The sequence below is a fragment of the Flavobacterium plurextorum genome (assembly GCF_024638035.1).
Lineage (GTDB): Bacteria > Bacteroidota > Bacteroidia > Flavobacteriales > Flavobacteriaceae > Flavobacterium > Flavobacterium plurextorum.
The window spans coordinates 397,013-414,459 of the sequence record NZ_CP100442.1 but is presented as its reverse complement, the minus strand read 5'-3'; the positions used below and the strand labels follow the sequence as shown (position 1 = coordinate 414,459).

General features: G+C 31.7%; 20 protein-coding genes. 5 read left to right on the top strand and 15 right to left on the bottom strand.

The features are described from left to right. Positions 1-167 precede the first annotated feature (167 nt). Positions 168-980, top strand: coding sequence for a UbiA prenyltransferase family protein (locus NLG42_RS02030; protein WP_257682866.1), 813 nt, complete (start codon positions 168-170; stop codon positions 978-980). A gap of 36 nt (positions 981-1,016) precedes the next feature. Here NLG42_RS02030 and NLG42_RS02025 read toward each other — a convergent pair whose 3' ends face one another. The 8 genes from NLG42_RS02025 to NLG42_RS01990 all read right to left on the bottom strand — a co-directional run bounded on the left by NLG42_RS02025 (position 1,017) and on the right by NLG42_RS01990 (position 5,500). Further along, complete coding sequence (locus tag NLG42_RS02025; RefSeq protein ID WP_099720365.1) at positions 1,017-1,412, bottom strand: DUF1090 family protein; 396 nt, start codon at positions 1,410-1,412, stop codon at positions 1,017-1,019. Between the two features lie 57 nt (positions 1,413-1,469). Beyond that, positions 1,470-1,925: an SRPBCC family protein gene (locus tag NLG42_RS02020; protein WP_099720366.1), complete on the bottom strand. Its 456-nt coding sequence runs from the start codon at positions 1,923-1,925 to the stop codon at positions 1,470-1,472. Between the two features lie 143 nt (positions 1,926-2,068). Further along, positions 2,069-2,977 carry a TIGR01777 family oxidoreductase gene (locus NLG42_RS02015; RefSeq protein WP_257682865.1) on the bottom strand — a complete coding sequence of 303 codons (909 nt, stop codon included), beginning with the start codon at positions 2,975-2,977 and terminating at the stop codon, positions 2,069-2,071. Positions 2,978-3,084: 107 nt separating this feature from the next. Beyond that, entirely contained in the window at positions 3,085-3,471 is a 387-nt protein-coding gene (locus tag NLG42_RS02010; RefSeq protein ID WP_089056985.1) for a hypothetical protein, read from the bottom strand. A gap of 5 nt (positions 3,472-3,476) precedes the next feature. Next, positions 3,477-3,836, bottom strand: coding sequence for a hypothetical protein (locus tag NLG42_RS02005; protein WP_089056986.1), 360 nt, complete (start codon positions 3,834-3,836; stop codon positions 3,477-3,479). A gap of 35 nt (positions 3,837-3,871) precedes the next feature. Beyond that, the gene (locus NLG42_RS02000) at positions 3,872-4,609 is read right to left on the bottom strand and encodes a YqjF family protein (protein WP_257682864.1); all 738 of its coding nucleotides are present in this window, start codon (positions 4,607-4,609) and stop codon (positions 3,872-3,874) included. Beyond that, positions 4,606-4,941, bottom strand: a complete 336-nt coding sequence (locus NLG42_RS01995) for a hypothetical protein (RefSeq protein WP_257682863.1) — start codon at positions 4,939-4,941, stop codon at positions 4,606-4,608. Before NLG42_RS01995 ends, NLG42_RS02000 begins: the two co-directional genes overlap by 4 nt. Before the next feature lie 55 nt (positions 4,942-4,996). Then, positions 4,997-5,500, bottom strand: coding sequence for a GbsR/MarR family transcriptional regulator (locus NLG42_RS01990; protein WP_089058778.1), 504 nt, complete (start codon positions 5,498-5,500; stop codon positions 4,997-4,999). Positions 5,501-5,636: 136 nt separating this feature from the next. Between NLG42_RS01990 and NLG42_RS01985 the strand changes: the two genes are divergently transcribed. Continuing rightward, complete coding sequence (locus NLG42_RS01985; protein ID WP_257682862.1) at positions 5,637-6,899, top strand: cation:proton antiporter; 1,263 nt, start codon at positions 5,637-5,639, stop codon at positions 6,897-6,899. Positions 6,900-7,110: 211 nt separating this feature from the next. Here the strand turns inward: NLG42_RS01985 and NLG42_RS01980 are convergent, their stop codons facing one another. From NLG42_RS01980 to NLG42_RS01950, 7 genes are all read right to left on the bottom strand, one after another. Next, positions 7,111-7,770, bottom strand: a complete 660-nt coding sequence (locus tag NLG42_RS01980; protein WP_257682861.1) for a SanA/YdcF family protein — start codon at positions 7,768-7,770, stop codon at positions 7,111-7,113. A gap of 115 nt (positions 7,771-7,885) precedes the next feature. Further along, positions 7,886-9,913: a M3 family metallopeptidase gene (locus NLG42_RS01975; protein ID WP_257682860.1), complete on the bottom strand. Its 2,028-nt coding sequence runs from the start codon at positions 9,911-9,913 to the stop codon at positions 7,886-7,888. Positions 9,914-10,013: 100 nt separating this feature from the next. Beyond that, positions 10,014-10,499, bottom strand: coding sequence for a 5-(carboxyamino)imidazole ribonucleotide mutase (gene purE, locus NLG42_RS01970; RefSeq protein WP_089055348.1), 486 nt, complete (start codon positions 10,497-10,499; stop codon positions 10,014-10,016). A gap of 66 nt (positions 10,500-10,565) precedes the next feature. Continuing rightward, complete coding sequence (locus NLG42_RS01965; RefSeq protein WP_257682859.1) at positions 10,566-11,159, bottom strand: HNH endonuclease domain-containing protein; 594 nt, start codon at positions 11,157-11,159, stop codon at positions 10,566-10,568. Between the two features lie 2 nt (positions 11,160-11,161). Further along, positions 11,162-12,472: an AAA family ATPase gene (locus NLG42_RS01960; RefSeq protein ID WP_257682858.1), complete on the bottom strand. Its 1,311-nt coding sequence runs from the start codon at positions 12,470-12,472 to the stop codon at positions 11,162-11,164. Between the two features lie 82 nt (positions 12,473-12,554). After that, positions 12,555-13,706, bottom strand: a complete 1,152-nt coding sequence (locus tag NLG42_RS01955) for a 5-(carboxyamino)imidazole ribonucleotide synthase (protein ID WP_257682857.1) — start codon at positions 13,704-13,706, stop codon at positions 12,555-12,557. A 214-nt stretch (positions 13,707-13,920) separates the two neighbouring features. Next, positions 13,921-14,472, bottom strand: a complete 552-nt coding sequence (locus NLG42_RS01950; RefSeq protein ID WP_257682856.1) for a hypothetical protein — start codon at positions 14,470-14,472, stop codon at positions 13,921-13,923. Positions 14,473-14,569: 97 nt separating this feature from the next. On the opposite strand from NLG42_RS01950, the gene hpt reads away from it, so the two are divergent. From hpt to NLG42_RS01935, 3 genes are all read left to right on the top strand, one after another. Beyond that, complete coding sequence (hpt, locus tag NLG42_RS01945; protein WP_089058783.1) at positions 14,570-15,100, top strand: hypoxanthine phosphoribosyltransferase; 531 nt, start codon at positions 14,570-14,572, stop codon at positions 15,098-15,100. Positions 15,101-15,174: 74 nt separating this feature from the next. Then, entirely contained in the window at positions 15,175-15,747 is a 573-nt protein-coding gene (locus NLG42_RS01940) for an adenylate kinase (RefSeq protein WP_089058784.1), read from the top strand. A gap of 220 nt (positions 15,748-15,967) precedes the next feature. Further along, positions 15,968-17,242, top strand: coding sequence for a hemolysin family protein (locus tag NLG42_RS01935; RefSeq protein WP_089055343.1), 1,275 nt, complete (start codon positions 15,968-15,970; stop codon positions 17,240-17,242). Positions 17,243-17,447 lie beyond the last annotated feature (205 nt).

The window sequence follows — 17,447 nt, the reverse complement described above, 5'->3', positions numbered from 1 at the left end:
CTAATCTCATGTAACACAAGGTTTATTACATTTTATAGTAAATGTGTTGTTTTTTTGTGGGGCAAAATTAAGTATTATTAATAATTTAATAGGTATTTTTAACTTCAATTTTTATCAATTTTATAACTAAAGAGTTGATTTGTTACCAATTGATTAGATTTGGATATATGAAACTTCTAAAACAAATTTTTGATTTTTATTTAAACAGTAGTATTCACGTGGCTTTGTCGTGTTATGCTTTGGCGCGAATTACGTTTCATGTATTTCATATTCAGTATGATGAACCAATGGCGTTGTTTGTTTTTTTCGGAACAATTGTCGGGTATAATTTTGTGAAATATGATGCTTTGGTTCGAGTAAAGAAAAATCCAATTGGAAATCAGCTAAAGATTATCGCTTTTTTGAGTCTCGTTTCGGTGGTTTTAGTAGGGTATTATTTTTTCCATTTGCAGCGAATTACACAGATTGTTTCGGTAGGCATTTTTGCGATAACCGCGCTTTATACCTTGCCTTTTTTTCCAAATAGAAAAAATGCCCGAAATTGGGCAGGAGTAAAAATTTATATTGTAGCACTTTGCTGGGTTGGTGCGACTTTGGTTTTGCCGTTAATTAATGCCGAAATTCCGTTTACAACCGATTTCTTCATAAAATGCATACAACGGTTTATTCTAGTTTTTGTTTTGATTTTGGTTTTCGAAATAATTGATCTGGCAAATGATGATCCGCATCTTCAAACTGTACCGCAGACGATTGGAGTCAAATGGACAAAATATTTAGGGTTACTTCTTTTAGTGCCATTTTGTTCTTTGGAGCTTTTTATTTCAACATTTAATGTTCATGATCTTTTCATTAGTTTGATAATGGTAATTACTTTGATGTTGTTTATTGTTTTTGCTAATCCAAATCGCTCCAAATATTATACCTCTTTTTGGGTCGAAAGCGTACCAATTTTTTGGTGGCTGATGGTGATTTTTTTATAAAAAAAACCGAAGCAGCAGCATCGGTTTAGATTGAATTTATTTTGTTTTTTGTTCAGTTAAGGCCTTGTTTAATTCGGCTTTTGCTTCATCTAGTTTTTTCCTTTTTTTATCGATCTTTTCTTTGCTTTCTTTCCCTTTGATGGCTTCATTCAAATCGGCAGTTCTTTCATTGACTTTTTGCTGTTTCTCTTTTACTTTCTTGTCAAGATCATTATTGACTGTTTTGGTGGTGCAATTTTTCTTGGTTTGTGAGATTGCATCTTGAACTCCTTTGATTTGATTTTGGTTTCCAGCTTTTTTAGCTGCAGCTAATTTTATGTTTAATTCACATAATTTTCTTTCACATCCTTTTAAATCTTTGCAATTGCTTTGTGCAAATCCCATAAAAGAAAAAGCTAATAGAAGGGTTGATAGTATAAATTTCAATTTCATATTTTAATTTTTTAGTTCTCTTTAAGATTTATTTTATTTAAAAGTAGGAAATTTATTTTAAATAGATTTTTCTGAAACTTCTTTTAAAACTTTATTTCGCTCCAAAAGAAAGTTAGTAAGATGCTTTTTGAGAAGTAAAACATCGAATAGTTTTCCTAGAATTCCAAATGGCGTTTCATATTGTAATTGATCTTTCATGATTGTAATGCCGTTTTCTTCCTCAAAAAAATGTTTGTGTTTAAACGATTTAAATTTGCCTTTTTCCATTTCATCCACAAAATAATCATAGAGATTCATTGCCGTAATTCGGCTTTTGTGTGTAAGATAAAAACCAAAATGTCTGCCTCGCCAAGTTACCGTTTCATTTAGGTTTATTAATCCTGATGTTACGCCGGCAATTGCTTTTTCTTTTGATGGACTTGCTGATTGCTGATGAATATCGATATTTCGTGAAGCGTTAAAAACGATTTGTTTTGGAGCTTTTATTTTAGTTGTCAGGTTTATTGTTGTCATTTAATTTAGTGTATTTTTTTTAGAGTCTTGTCATTTCGACGAAGGAGAAATCATACCAGAAATTCCACAATCAAAATACCCAATCTTTGTCGATTCTCTAGTGTGATTTCTCCTTCGTCGAGATGAGAAAAAAGCGTGCAGTTTTAGCGAAGTAAGTTTCGAAAAGCCGTATCAATATCTCCAAACTTAAATTGAAATCCATTTTCTAAAAGACGTTTCGGAACTACGTTTCTGCTTTTCAAAATTAACTCGGGTTCTGTTCGAATAAAAAATGCTCCAATTTCAAGAAAGAATTTATTTAATGGAATTCCGAAAGGAAAACCAACTGATTTTCGAAGTTTCTGCATAAACACTGTATTTTGGACAGGTTCAGGAGAAACGACATTTATAATTCCAGAAATTTCTTTTTCAATAATAAAAGCAGCTGCATTGGCAAAATCGTCTTCATGAATCCAGCTTACAAATTGATTGCCGCTTCCTTGTTTCCCTCCAAAACCAGTTTTCGCCAAATTCTTTAACGGAATAAAAGCTCCGCCATTTTTTCCTAAAACGATAGAAGTTCTTAAGGCGGTTTTTAAAGTATTTGGAGTTTCGGTTTTAAAGAATGCTTTTTCCCAAGAAAGTGCCACATTTATAGAAAAATCATTTCCGATTTCGCCGTCAACTTCATCCATTTGCTTGTCAAGAGAAAAGCGATAAATAGTTGCCGTCGATGAATTAAGCCAATGTTTCGGCGGGTTTTTACAGTTTAAAACAGCTTTGTTAAGTATTTTGGTGCTTTCAATTCTTGATAACAGAATTTCTTTTTTGTTTTCTTTCGTATAACGACAATCAACAGATTTTCCTGCAAGATTAATTAAAACCGTCGCATTTTCTAATTCATTTTCCCAGCCCGAAAAAGTTCTGGTATTCCAGTTTACGTATTTAATTCCGTTAATTATCTGCGATTTTCCTCGTGTTAGAATGACAATTTCTTCAAATTTATTTTGAAAATGATTGACTAAAACCTGTCCCAAAAATCCTGTTCCTGCTGCGATTATGAGTTTTTTCATCTGAGTTTTTTTTAGCCGCGAATTACACAAATTTTCACAAATTTTTAAAAATGTATAAAGTCAACTTGGAGTTTAATTCGTGTAATTCGTGGCAAACCATTTTAATTTTAAGCTTTAAAAACCAATCTTTCTTCTCGTTGTGCTTCTTTTGCTTTTCTTTTTCCTCTAAAGAAGAAATACAAATTAAAGAATAACATAACGCCAAGATAAATAGAAAATCCGCCGATTTTATAACTTAAATTCTCAATTAATTCTTGATAACTGTTGCTGTATAATTGCAATTTTAAAATCATTAATGCAAAACCAATGTTTAAAAGATAAAATCCAGTTTCAAAAAGTTTGTTGGTTGCCTGCGCAATATCTTCACGGCCTTTAAATATATCGAGCATAAAGATTTTTCCGTTTTTGAAAAGAGTTTTAGAAACGTAATAAGTAAGAAATAAAGCGATTGGTAAATAAATTCCGTAACCGATTAAGATTTTTGTAGTTTCCATGATATTTAGTTTTTGTTGTTATGAATGATTTTTTGAATGTATTTGGTTATGATTAAAATATTGAAATAATGCAGAATAGAAATAATAAAAATTATGACAGCCGTTTTTGTACAGATTGTTTCAATTAATTGAGTAGAGGAAGTAATTTTTTGCCAAGAAATTAAAGTCATAGCGCTATAGCCAATATTTAAAAGATAGTATGCTAAAAGCAAAATTTGATTGATTTTCTGGCAGATATCAGCGTGGTTCGGAATCAAATCTGCGACATAAATGTTTCCGTTTTTATAACAGATTTTTCCAACTCTTAGGATAATGAAAATCGTAATGCTGAGATATACAAAATAGCCTGTAATATTAAAGTTCATAGCTGTCGATTTATAAATTATTAATTGAGAAACTATTATGTCATTTCTGCTGAAACTTTTACTGGTTCTAATTTTCGTTTATTCATAACAGTTATTTTTGATCCTTTGGCTAAGAAAACTGATGTCGGTTTTTTGTTTTGGAGAAATCCAAAATCGCTTCCGTAAGTTTTCTCGAAATCAATGTCAATTTTATGATCTAAAACTTCAAATTGTTCCCATCTTGGATGTTGAACTTCATATTCAAAAGTGGTTTTAGTATTGATTTTTGTGTAACCAAAATAATGCTCTGTAATAAATTCTGCTTCAGAATCAATCTCAATTTCTGTAGGATTGTTTTTGGTTTCGATTTGAATTGTATTCCATTTTTTGTCGTTTTTCCATTGATAAATAAAAGTATTGGTGTTTTTATTCTCAATGATTTCATGTCTCATTTTTTGAGTTTCGTAATGTTCCTGATACAGAGTATTTGCAATAAAAGTGATCGCTTTTTTAGGAACAATTTCTTTAATAAAAACTACGCCGCGTTTCCATTCGCCATTTTCAAAACGTTTTACGTAGAATCTCAAATTGACTTCTTCGAAATCGATATGAAAAGGAATTTTAAAACCTAGAACTTTCGTGTTTTTAAACATAAATCCAACTAAGCTGACATAACATTTGTTGTTCCAAATATCTATTTCAGTTCCTGCTGGAAGATATTTTTCTAAAATTCCGCTATTAACTTCAAAGTTAAATAAGGCTAAATTTTTCCACTCTGCTTTTAAGAAATTCATTTTTCAGCTTTTTTATAAATTAATATTGAAAGATAAAATGCCAGTATTGTTGGTATTCCGATTCCGAAATAAGTTTTGAAATTAGGAGATGAAAAAGGATCGATGCAAATCATAACAAAATAAAAAACAACTCCTATGATGTACAATTGAAGATATTTATTTTGAGGCTCTTTAAATAACATATATCCACTAACAATAATTTGAAATAGCCCGATAAATATGACGGACAATAAACCGTAAACCGTTAAATCTATAATTTTTAAGAAAGCTAATATAAAAATGATTAGAGGTATTCCAAGAAGAAAAGAATTGATGTAATTTATAGTTTTCATAGTTATTGATTTTTTTAAACTTTCAGAAAAAAATGAAAGTTTTAATTAAATTTTTTTACTTCATCATTTTGATAACCAATTTCCCTAACCAGTTTTCATTAAATTCCGTCATTTTATCCAACATATTATCTGCTTTTAAAACAAAATCATATAGTTTAGTGGTCTGGTCGACAAAGTGTTTTTCTTCTGCAGAATCTTTTGCTTCAATTGTCGAAACTTCTTTTAAGATTTTAAGAGTTGGTTTTATTTCTCTTTTGCTTCTTTCTCTCGAAATCTTTACGGCTAATTCGTCAAGATCTTTTTCGGCAGTAAAAAATTCTTTTCTTTCTCCTGTTTTGTATTCTTTATAAACAATTCCCCAATCCATTAAGCCTCTTAAGTTCATACTGGCGTTTCCACGAGAAATTTGCAGTTCTTCCATAATGTCTTCCATAGAAATAGGTTCGTTTGAAACCATTAATAAAGCGTGGATTTGTGCCATCGTTTTATTAATTCCCCATTGAGAACCTAATGCTCCCCAGGTTTGTACAAACTTATTTTTTGCTTCTTTGAATTCCATGAGTCAAATGTAAGCAAAAGTTTTTAAACTTTCAAAAATAATTGAAAGTTATTTAACGAATTATAAAGTTATGTTAATTCAAGGCATTAAATTTTGATTAAATAATGCTGCAGCTATTTTTGTAAAAATCACTTTTATGGAATTATACTACACTTTTTCAGTACTTATTGTACTCGCTTCTTTCTTCGCCTATTTAAATTTGAGATTTTTAAAACTTCCTGGAACCATCGGAATTATGATTATTGCGATGTTGGTTTCGGTTGGAATTCGCCTTTTAGGAGACTCTTATTTTCCTGCTACCACAAAGCATTTCTTTGAGTTAATAAAGGAATTTGATTTCAATGAAATCTTAATGGGAGCCATGTTAAACTTTCTTTTGTTTGCAGGTGCGCTGCATGTGAATATGTCTGATCTTAAAGAGCAGAAAGTGCCAATTATGATTTATTCTACCGTTAGTGTAGTATTGTCGGCTTTGATTATTTCTATGCTTCTTTATTATATAGCACCTCTTTTGGGAATTACAATTCCTTATATATTTTGTTTGGTTTTTGGAACTTTAATTTCACCAACCGATCCAATTGTTGTGTTGGGGGTTTTAAAAGAAGCCAAAGTTCCTAAAAGAATAGAAACTAAAATTGTTGGCGAATCTTTGTTTAACGATGGAGTAGCGGTAGTAATGTTTGCTGTTGTTTTGAAAATGGCAACTGATCCAACATTTGATATGAGCTTTAGTTCTATTGCTTGGTTATTTGCAAAAGAAGGTATTGGCGGACTTTTATTGGGGGCTGTTTTAGGATTTACGGCATCAAGGGTTTTAAAGAAAATTGATGATTATAAAGTTTCGGTTTTGATAACACTTTCGATTGTAATGGGAGGTTTTTTGATCGCTCAAAGTTTACACGTTTCAAGTCCTTTAGCAATGGTAGTTGCCGGATTAATTATTGGTAATTACGGTAAAAAAGTGGCAATGAGCGAAGAAACAAAAGATTATCTAGAGAAGTTTTGGGAACTTATTGATGAGATTTTAAATGCTGTTCTATTTTTATTCATTGGTTTTGAATTGTTATTACTGCCAGATTTGAACAAACAATTATTAACAGGTTTTGTTGCGATTTTTATAGTGCTTTTTTCAAGATTGACATCTATAGTTTTGCCTTGGAAATTCTTTGATTTATTTAAGTTCTTCGGAATTAAATCGGCTTACAACAAAGGCTCTTTAATGGTTTTAGTTTGGGGAGGAATTCGAGGAGGAGTTTCAATCGCACTTGTACTTTCTATGCCTGAAGGCGAATATAAAAACCTGCTTTTGGAAGTAACTTATATTGTGGTATTATTTTCAATTGTAGTTCAAGGATTGACAGTTGGGAAATTAGCAAAGAGAGTTTTGGAGAAAGAGTAAATTAGAGAATATAGAGTAAATAGAGAATATAGAGTAAAGAATAAAGAACAAAGAAAAAAGATTTCTAATTTTAGATTATTTACTAAAAAATGGGCTGTTTCAGAAATGATTCAGCCCATTTTTTTATTGCTCCGGCGGAGCATAATATTTAAAGAAAATATGGTTTTCAAATATCAAAAAAGCTCCAGCGGAGCGATATGTTATTCGTTCCTTATCGTTTATCTTCTTTAGAATAATTGGATTCTCCGTTAATATTAATTTCACCGCCTAAAAAGCGAGGTTCACGATTTCTTAAAACATCAAAAAAGGATTTGAATATAGAACCGTATTCTCTAAATGTTACATATTTATACCCAAGATATTCTCCTTTATTTGCAGAATATCCAACTGATTTAATTCCCAATTTTTGACCAATGTAAATGGCACGATTTAAATGATATTCCTGCGAAATTAAAGTGGCTTTTTTGATTTTGAAAATGTGTTTGGCACGATACATTGTAGAATATGTATCGAAACCTGCATAATCAATAAATATTTTTGTTGTGTCAACTCCGTGATTAAAACAGTAGCTTTTCATAACGGTTAATTCATCATATTCATCACGGCCATTATCTCCCGAAAGTAGAATTTTATTGATACGTTTTGCTTTCCAAAGCATAATTCCGGCGTCTAAGCGATCTTTTAAATATTTGCTTGGCTGATCTCCATTTATTCCTGCGCCAAAAATAATTCCAACATCATTTTTTGGGAATTTTTTAATCGAATAATAAATGTTCTTTTTTGTTGAAGACTTTACATAGTAATTTACCGAAATAATTGCAATTAGTCCAATAATTGCAAGATAAAGGGCTATTTTAAAATATTTTTTCACGGCTTGTATTTGTAAGATTAAGATTTAAAAACACGAAGATAGTTAAAGTAAAACCAAATAAAAAAAACCGAAGCGTTTCTGCTTCGGTTTCAAAATATCTAATCGGGTAGGAAGTCTAAACCAATCCTGCTCTTTTTAATAAAGCTTCTGGTTTTGGTTCTTGTCCTCTAAAACGTTTGTATAAAATCATTGGATGCTCTGTTCCTCCTTTTGAAAGTACATTGTCTTTGAATTTTTTTGCCACTTCTTCATTGAAAATTCCTTTTTCTTGGAAATATTCAAAAGCATCAGCGTCTAAAACTTCTGCCCATTTGTAGCTGTAATATCCTGAAGAATATCCACCCTGAAAAATATGAGAAAAAGCAGTACTCATTGCATTTTCTTTTACATCAGGATATAATTGTGTATTGGCAAATTGTTCCGTTTCGAAAGTTTTTAAATCGGTAATATTAGTTGGATCTTGTCCGTGCCAAGCCATATCTAATAATCCAAAACTTAATTGACGCAATGTTGCTAAACCTTCTTGGAAACTGGCACTTTCTTTAATTTTCTGTACATATTCAATCGGAATAATTTCTCCGGTTTCATAATGATTCGCAAACAAAGCCAAAGCTTCTGGTTCGTAACACCAGTTTTCCATAATCTGACTTGGTAATTCTACAAAATCCCAAAAAACAGACGTTCCAGATAAACTCGGATAAACTGTATCGGCCAGCATTCCGTGCAAACCGTGACCAAATTCGTGGAATAAAGTTGTTACTTCATTAAAAGTTAATAAAGATGGTTTTGTTTCTGTTGGTTTTGTAAAGTTGCAAACGTTCGAAATGTGTGGTCTTTCGTTTACGCCGTCTTTTACATATTGAGATTTAAATGAAGTCATCCAAGCACCGTTTCTTTTTCCTTTTCTTGGGAAGAAATCGGCGTAGAAAATCGAAACCAAATTGTTGTCAGCATCTCTTACTTCATAAGTTGTAACTTCTTCGTGATATTTATCGATATCAAAAACTTCGGTAAAAGTTAAACCGTATAATTTTTTGGCAACTGTAAATGCACCGTCTAAAACTTTTTCTAATTGAAAATATGGTTTCAGTTTTTCATCGTCTAAATTAAAAAGCTGTTGTTTTAATTTTTCAGAATAATAAGCACCGTCCCATTTTTCAAGTTGTTCGATTCCGTCCAGCTCTTTTGCGAAAGAAGTCAATTCAGCAAATTCTTTTTGAGCTGCAGGTTTTGCTTTTGCCAATAAATCATTTAAAAAAGAGAAAACTTTTTCTGGACTTTCGGCCATTCTTTCTTCTAAGACAAAATGTGCATGTGTTTTGTATCCTAATAAATTAGCTCTTTCAAAACGCAGTTTAGCAATTTTTAGAACATTTTCCTGATTATCGAATTCGTTATTTTGAAATGCTTTTGCACCAAAAGCAATCGCCATTTTTTTACGTAATTCGCGATTATCAGCATAAGTTAAAAACGGAACGTAACTTGGATGGTCTAATGTAAAAATCCAGCCTTCTTTTTCTTGATTTTTGGCTAATAATCTTGCCGCTTCGATTGTTCCTTCTGGTAAACCGGATAAATCTTTTTCGTTTGTCAAATGCAATTCAAAAGCATTCGTTTCGGCCAAAACATTTTCACCAAACTGTAAACTCAATTTCGATAATTCTTTGTCGATTTCTCTCAATTGGTCTTTCTTGTCTTCAGGCAAATTGGCTCCGTTTCTTGAAAAGCTTTTGTATTTTTTATCTAATAACGTTGTTTGTTCAGGATTTAAACCTAAACTTTCTTTTTGATCGTAAACGGCTTTTATTTTAGCAAATAAAGCTGCATTTAGTGTAATGTCATTTCCGAATTCAGATAATAAAGGCGAAACTTCCTGAGCAATTTTTTGCATTTCGTCATTCGTTTCAGCCGAATTTAAGTTGAAGAAAATACTCGAAAGACGATCTAAAATGTCTCCCGAAAAGTCCATAGCAACAACAGTATTTTCAAAAGTCGGCGCATCTGGATTATTTACGATTGCATCAATTTCGGCTTTAGCCAAAGCAATTCCTTCATTGAATGCAGGAACATAATCTTCGACTTTTATTTGCGAAAAAGGCGCAGTATTATGTTTGGTATTGAAATATTGAGTTAAGACGCTCATAAGTAAAGTTTTTTAAAAGCAGTCAGTGGTCAGTTTTTAGTGTTCAGTTCTCATAAAGACAACTACTGAACGCTAAAAAACTGACCACTGATCACTAAATTTATTTATTAAGACCTTCAGCAGCTTTGTTAACAGCCGCTTTTAATTCTTCTTTATAAGAAATAATAGTTTCAAGGACTTTTTTATCGTGACTTCCGATGATTTGTGCTGCTAAGATTCCCGCATTTTTTGCGCCGTTTAGCGCCACAGTTGCAACTGGAACACCGCCTGGCATTTGAAGAATCGATAATACTGAATCCCATCCATCGATAGAATTACTTGATTTTACAGGAACTCCAATTACTGGAAGCGGAGACATTGAAGCGACCATTCCAGGTAAATGTGCTGCACCGCCAGCGCCGGCAATAATTACCGAAATTCCGCGAGTATGTGCATTTTTACTGAAATCGAATAATTTTTCCGGCGTTCTGTGTGCCGAAACGATATCTACTTCAACTTCTACATTAAATTGTTTTAATATGTCGATCGCATCCTGCATAACTGGCATGTCTGAGATGCTTCCCATTATAATAGCTACTTTGCTCATGAGTTTTTTGTTTGTTTTGTTTCAGGTTTCAAGTTATTTCTGAGACTTAATTTTAATATGTTTTTATTATAGATCAGGAAGTAGACTTTTGATGTCAATATCAAATTCTTGATCAATTGCTCTCAAATAAGATATTTGTTTAATATCGTCATCAATTAATATTTTAAAAAAGACTTTCGCTGATTCACCATATAATGAAAGTTCTTTTGTTTTTCTTTTAATATATTTCTTTCTTTCGTCTGCTAAAATGATATCGTCAAGTTTTAACAGTTTTACTAAATTAACAGCTTCTTGATCATCTAAATCGGAAACATGATAATCGCCATCATCATAAACTATTCTATGATCAAAATTAGCATTTGTCGGATGTAAAATGGGTTGAAAACCTTCCCATTTTGTTGATTTTTCTTTATTCCATTGATGTTTGACTAAAAACCAATTTGCGTAGGAATCATCTTTTGTTCCTTTTAAAGTTGGATCAAAATGTTCAATGTCCCTTGCATCAGCTCTTCCTAAATATTCTTCAGTATAAACGCAAAACCCTTTTTGCTCTTTATATAAGATTTTCGAAATTTTTAAATTATTATTAGAATTTCCTTCTATGTAACTCAAATTGGATTTTGTAATTTCTGAATCATCTTTTTTAATAACTCTCCTCATATTTAGAAATTATAAGTATCTCCGAGTTTTACGATTTCCAAGAGTAATTCTTTTTTTCTTTTTGGATCGGTTTCAGTTGCCATTTCCTGTTTAAGACTAATATACTTTTGGTAGGCTTCCTCACCATGTTTATTATAATAATTTACTCCAAAATCATTTTTAAGCATATCATTTGGATCATCTCCAATAGGAGAACTTCCTCTGCGAACGGCAACTTTACCTTCATTATCAAAATATAGAATGAAACGTTCGTCTGGTTCAAAAGAAGCAGCTACAAAAGGAGAATGAGTTGCAATAATAAATTGTGCATCTGGAGCAAGTTTTTGATAAGTATCCATTAAATCCATTTGCATATCTGGATATAATGAACGTTCAGGTTCATCAATTAAAATAATTGAATCTATAGTGTTTAACTGAAATAAAGGGAATAAGGAAAGTAATAATCCTTTTGTGCCTGTACTGGTATTTTCAATTGAAATAATCTCTTCAGTTTTTTTGTTTTTAATTGGAATAGAATATTCAGTATTAACTAAATCAACTTCTAAATTTAATTTTTCTAAAATTGGATTTATTTTTTCTGCAAAAGATTGTAGTTTATTAGGGTTTTCTTGTTGCCATTTTTGAACTTTAGATCCTAATTTCAAATATTCCTCAGATCCCGTTTTGATACCATGAATTAATTCAGATATTTTTTGCGTGAAATCTTTTCTATAATTCAGTATTTCCATCAATAGAAATAACCAAATTTCCAAATTGGCATTATCATCAAATAATATCCCATATTTTTCTCTACTTTGAAAATCTATTTCAATTTCTGAAAGCTGTGAGCCATGTTTTTCAATTAAATCAATAGGACTCTTAGTGAAAATCTCTAAGTTTTTGTCTGATATAAGATTAGCTTTAAAAAAAACTACATCTTTTTTGTCGCTACTAGAAATTAATTCGTTTGTGAGTCCACTGATTTTTGGAGTATGTTTATACTCTACTCCTTTATAATAAATGCAATCTTTTTTTTGTCTATATTTTTCATTCTTTATTATAAATTCCACTTCACCATTCATGTTTGACATGAAACTTTCAAGTCTGCTGAATAACTTTCCTCCAATTAGTAAAGCATTCAAAGCATTTAAATTACATTTATAAATAAAATCTAGCAAACCAGTTTTCCCAGTAGCACTTTGTCCAATAAAACATATTTTGTCTAAAGGCTTTCCTCTTTTTTCTTCAATATGGAAATCTTCAGGATAAGTAAAATCAAACTCTAGATTTTCTAAATGTCTAAACTGATCGATATGTAATTTTGAAATTTTCATTTATTGAATTTTTACAAAGCTAATTAAAAAACGATTGCTATTTTATATTGAAAGTTGCGACTAAAAACTGATCACTAAAAAATTATTGACGACTAATCACTCTAATAGTATTCTTAACTTCTTCAGCAATTCTTCTTGCTTCAGCCATATCTTCATTTACAATAGTAACGTGACCCATTTTTCTGAACGGACGTGTTTGTTTTTTACCGTAAATATGTGGTGTAACGCCATTCCAACCTAAAATGGTTTCGATATTTTCGTAAACTACATCTCCAGAAAATCCTTCGGCACCCACTAAATTTACCATAATTCCGGCAACTTTACTGTCTGTGTTTCCTAGCGGAAGATCTAAAATAGCGCGTAAATGATTTTCGAATTGTGAAGTGTAACTTGCTTCGATAGAATAATGTCCTGAATTATGCGGGCGAGGAGCGACTTCATTCACTAAAATTTCATCGTCTTGAGTTTGGAACATCTCAACAGCCAAAAGTCCAACGTGATTGAAGTTTTGAGAAACATTCAAAGCAATTGCTCTGGCTTTTTCGGCTACTTTTTCGTCGATTCTAGCTGGGCAGATTACGTATTCAACTTGGTTTGCTTCTGGATGAAATTCCATTTCTACAACCGGATATGTTTTTATTTCTCCTGATGGATTTCTTACCACGATTACCGCTAATTCATTTTTAAACGGAACCATAGTTTCTGCAATACATTCAACATTTGGAAGAGTGTCTAAATCAGAAACCTGACGAATAACTTTTACGCCATTTCCGTCATAACCAAATTCAGTACATTTCCATACAAAAGGTAATTGCAGATTGCTGATTTTAGATTTTAGATTTTCAAGATTCTCAAATCTTTCAAATGGAGCAGTTGGGATATTATTTTTAGCGTAAAATTCTTTTTGAACGCCTTTATTCTGAATTCCTTTTAGAGTTTTTGGTGAAGGATATATTTTTAAACCTTCATTCTCTAATTGTGTCAATGCTTCAAGATTGACTAATTCGATTTCAAAAGTAAGAACATCAACTTGTTTTCCAAAGTTATAAACTGTTTCATAATCCATTAAATCACCTTGAAAGAATTTGTTACAGGCGATTTTACTCGGCGCTTCGTCGCTTGGATCAAGAACATAAGTTTGTATGTCAAATTTTCTGGTGTCGAACAAAAGCATTTTGCCTAATTGTCCTCCGCCTAAGATTCCTAATTTAAAATCAGAAGAAAAATAATTCATTTTGTGTTGTGTTTTTGCAAAGATACCTTTTAATCTTTTTTTAGCCAAAATTTAGTTTTTTTCGCCACGAATTAATAAAGTTTCGCCACAGATTAAAAGGATTAAAAAGGATTTTTTTGTCGGCCACGAATTACACCAAATTTTCACGAATTTGTTTGTAACTCAGTTTTAAAATTAATTAGTGAAAATTTGGTGTAATTCGCGGCTAAAAAAACTATTCAATTTTTTTTAAAACTTCTCGAGCGACGGCTTTATAAGCTGCGGAATGATCTCCGTAATCTTTGTTTAAAATAATTTGAAGTTCGGGATGAATCCAATCATAATGATTTCCCAGAACATATAAAGTTCGTATTGAATATGCTTTTGCGGCCACTTTTACATCATTTATCAGCCAATCGAAACTCGCTTCAATACAATTTTGCAGATTTTCTTCGGACATAAAAATGCTGTTTTCATCTTTTTTATAATGTGATTTTACTAAAAGCTGTGTCACTTTTGCAATTGGACGAATGGAACTTTCGTCTTTAAGGACTTTCAAATTTGAACAGAAAAAATCAAGGTGAGGCTGCAGCCAAAGCAGCTCTTCATAAGACACAAATTCGAGAATCCAGCAGGCTTTGTGATTGTTTTTGTCTTCGGGCGTAAAACAAATAGAAACTAATTCGTTAAAAAATTGAGGGTTTTCAAGAATGAACTGAGCGCACTTTAAGCGATTTTCTCTATGAGCCGTAACATAATCCAGTTTTTCTTGCAGTTCGGAAAGCATTTTTTTGAATTTGATTTAAAAATACAAATTTAGGCTCAATTTTCGGTTCTCAAATTCGAAATCTGTATCTTTGTCCATTATTTTAAATTTAAAAATAATGATACAACTTCACGATAAACAATTTGTTCCGTTTATTTCGGCTAAAGAAATTGATTTTGCTTTGACTAAATTAGCTGCGCAGGTAGAAGATGATTTTGGAGATGATACTCCAATTTTTATTGGAGTTTTGAATGGCGCTTTTATGGTCGTAGCCGATTTTTTGAAAAAATATAAAAAACCTTGCGAGGTTTCATTCATTAAAATGGCCTCTTATGAGGGAACTGAAACAACAAATTCGGTTAAAGAATTAATCGGAATCAATCAGGATTTGACTGGTAGAAGTGTTGTTGTCATTGAGGATATTATCGATACAGGAAATACGCTGGAAGAATTAAAACATTTGTTTAAAGCACAAAATGTAAAACACTTTAAAGTGGCAACATTGTTCTTTAAGCCAGAAGCTTATAAAAAAGACATAAAAATAGATTACATCGGAATTAGAATTCCGAATAAATTTATTGTAGGTTACGGATTGGACTATGATGGTTTAGGACGAAATCTTGCAGAAGTTTACAAACTAGCAGAATAATTTAAAAGACACACAACTATATATTCATTTTAAACTTCTTCGAAAATTAAGAAGTCACACAACTCACACTTATTATGATTAACATTGTTTTATTTGGAAAGCCGGGAGCAGGAAAAGGAACTCAGGCAGAATTTTTAAAAGAAAAATACAATTTAACACATCTTTCGACTGGAGATATTTTTCGTTTTAATTTAAAGAATGATACAGATTTAGGTAAAAAAGCAAGAGTATTTATGGACAATGGAGAATTGGTTCCTTGCGAAGTTACTACTGCAATGTTAATAGATGAAGTAAATAAGCATCCTAATACAGCAGGATTTTTGTTCGACGGTTACCCAAGAACAATTGATCAAGCTGAGGCTTTAGATAAGTTTTTACCAACTATTGGTTCAAGCGTAACAGCTACAATTGCTTTAGAGGCTGATGACGAGATTTTGGTAGCACGTTTACTTGAAAGAGGAAAAACAAGCGGAAGAGCAGATGATCAGGACGAAGAAAAAATTCGTGTAAGATATCAGGAGTACAATGAAAAAACAGCTCCATTAATTGGTTATTATAAAGAACAAAATAAATTCCACGCTGTAAATGGTATTGGAACTATTGAAGGAATTACAGAGCGCTTAACATCAGTTATAGATAATTTGTAGAAACTTCCCGAGATTTCGGGACTAACTGATGATTTATCCCGATAGTTGTCGGGACACTAAAAAAACTATTTTTCTTTTCTATAAAACGAGCTTCTCCCGACGCTTTGGGAGTTAACTGTTTTCTGGCGGGAAAAATTAGTTTTTTTAGCTTCGGGCTAAAAGAATACCAAGATTACAATAAAAATTAAATAACCAAACAAGTAACGAATCTACTAAAACATTGGAAATACTAATAATATTTTTTCTAATACTATTAAACGGAGTTTTCTCGATGTCAGAAATTGCATTGATTTCGGCTAGAAAAAACAGACTGGAAACAGCAGCGAAAAAAGGGAACAATAGTGCCAAAATTGCTCTGGATCTGGCTAATTCTCCAAATAAGTTTTTATCAACGGTACAAATCGGAATTACCTTAATTGGAATTTTGACGGGTATTTACAGCGGTGATAAAATCACAATGGATGTAGAAGTATTTGTAAGCGGATTTGAAGTTTTAAAACCTTATGCACATTCTATAGCAGTTGGAATTGTAGTTGTTGTTTTAACTTTTTTCTCTCTAGTTCTTGGTGAGTTATTACCAAAACGTATTGGATTAAATTATCCAGAGGCGATTGCAAAAATGGTTGCGATGCCAATGAAAATAGTTTCTATTATCACGGCGCCCTTTATTTGGCTCTTAACAACGTCTACTGATTTTTTATTGAATGTTTTGCAGATAAAACCAACAGCTGACGGAAAAGTTACGGAAGAAGAAATTAAGGCTATTATAAAAGAAGGAACAGAGGTTGGAGAAGTTCAAGAGATTGAACAAGATATTGTGGAGCGTGTTTTTCATATTGGAGACAGAAAAGTAAGTTCTTTAATGACACACCGAAAATCTGTTGATATGCTGCCTTTGAATGCTGATAAAATCAAAGTTAAAGAGTTGGTGGTTCAGGATTTGCATGCTGTTTATCCAGTGTATAATGAGAATTATGATGATATTGCCGGAGTTGTTACTTTGAAAAATATTTTTGCCAATATTGAGAAGGATAATTTCGATTTGCGAGCAATAATGACAGATGCTCCATATTTAATGGAACAAACTACTGCATACAAAGCATTAGAGAACTTCAAAAAAACAGGAGTTCACTATGCTTTAGTTTCAGATGAATACGGAGTTTTTCAAGGATTGATTACTTTGAATGATATTTTGGAAGCTTTAGTTGGTGATGCATCAGAGTTTTATAAAGATGAGTTTCAGCTTATAGAAAGAGAAGATGGTTCGTGGCTGGTTGACGGACATTATTCATTGCATGATTTCTTAACTTATTTTGAACTGGATGAGTTGACAAATGATTACGAAGTAAACACGGTAAGCGGGATGATTATGACAGAACTCTCTCATATTCCGAAAGAAGGAGAGAAACTGATTTGGCAGAAATTTGTCTTAGAGGTTATCGACATGGATGGAGTAAAGATTGATAAAGTGCTTGTAAAAACGCTTAAAGAGTAAGGAAATTTGTTTCAAGTCTCAAGTTTAAAGTTTCAAGTTGTATAACACATAACTTGAAATCTGAAAGTCTGAAACACAAATAAAAAAATAGCTTTCAGTTGCAATGTACGGCTGTAATTTGTACTGAAAAGCGAGACTAAGTATTTAAAATAATAGAGTTTAGAAATAGAGTTTAGTGTAATCTAAAATCTAAAATCTAAAATCT

Excerpts from the sequence above, each read along its gene's own strand:
- NLG42_RS02015 (WP_257682865.1), bottom strand. The coding sequence starts at position 2,977 with ATGAAAAAACTCATAATCGCAGCAGGAACAGGATTTTTGGGACAGGTT.
- hpt (WP_089058783.1), top strand. The coding sequence starts at position 14,570 with ATGATACAACTTCACGATAAACAATTTGTTCCGTTTATTTCGGCTAAA.
- NLG42_RS02030 (WP_257682866.1), top strand. The coding sequence starts at position 168 with ATGAAACTTCTAAAACAAATTTTTGATTTTTATTTAAACAGTAGTATT.
- NLG42_RS01990 (WP_089058778.1), bottom strand. The coding sequence starts at position 5,500 with ATGGAATTCAAAGAAGCAAAAAATAAGTTTGTACAAACCTGGGGAGCA.
- NLG42_RS02005 (WP_089056986.1), bottom strand. The coding sequence starts at position 3,836 with ATGAACTTTAATATTACAGGCTATTTTGTATATCTCAGCATTACGATT.
- NLG42_RS02020 (WP_099720366.1), bottom strand. The coding sequence starts at position 1,925 with ATGACAACAATAAACCTGACAACTAAAATAAAAGCTCCAAAACAAATC.
- NLG42_RS01965 (WP_257682859.1), bottom strand. The coding sequence starts at position 11,159 with ATGAGGAGAGTTATTAAAAAAGATGATTCAGAAATTACAAAATCCAAT.
- NLG42_RS02000 (WP_257682864.1), bottom strand. The coding sequence starts at position 4,609 with ATGAATTTCTTAAAAGCAGAGTGGAAAAATTTAGCCTTATTTAACTTT.
- NLG42_RS01960 (WP_257682858.1), bottom strand. The coding sequence starts at position 12,472 with ATGAAAATTTCAAAATTACATATCGATCAGTTTAGACATTTAGAAAAT.
- NLG42_RS01985 (WP_257682862.1), top strand. The coding sequence starts at position 5,637 with ATGGAATTATACTACACTTTTTCAGTACTTATTGTACTCGCTTCTTTC.
- NLG42_RS01950 (WP_257682856.1), bottom strand. The coding sequence starts at position 14,472 with ATGCTTTCCGAACTGCAAGAAAAACTGGATTATGTTACGGCTCATAGA.
- purE (WP_089055348.1), bottom strand. The coding sequence starts at position 10,499 with ATGAGCAAAGTAGCTATTATAATGGGAAGCATCTCAGACATGCCAGTT.
- NLG42_RS01975 (WP_257682860.1), bottom strand. The coding sequence starts at position 9,913 with ATGAGCGTCTTAACTCAATATTTCAATACCAAACATAATACTGCGCCT.
- NLG42_RS02010 (WP_089056985.1), bottom strand. The coding sequence starts at position 3,471 with ATGGAAACTACAAAAATCTTAATCGGTTACGGAATTTATTTACCAATC.
- NLG42_RS01955 (WP_257682857.1), bottom strand. The coding sequence starts at position 13,706 with ATGAATTATTTTTCTTCTGATTTTAAATTAGGAATCTTAGGCGGAGGA.
- NLG42_RS01940 (WP_089058784.1), top strand. The coding sequence starts at position 15,175 with ATGATTAACATTGTTTTATTTGGAAAGCCGGGAGCAGGAAAAGGAACT.
- NLG42_RS02025 (WP_099720365.1), bottom strand. The coding sequence starts at position 1,412 with ATGAAATTGAAATTTATACTATCAACCCTTCTATTAGCTTTTTCTTTT.
- NLG42_RS01995 (WP_257682863.1), bottom strand. The coding sequence starts at position 4,941 with ATGAAAACTATAAATTACATCAATTCTTTTCTTCTTGGAATACCTCTA.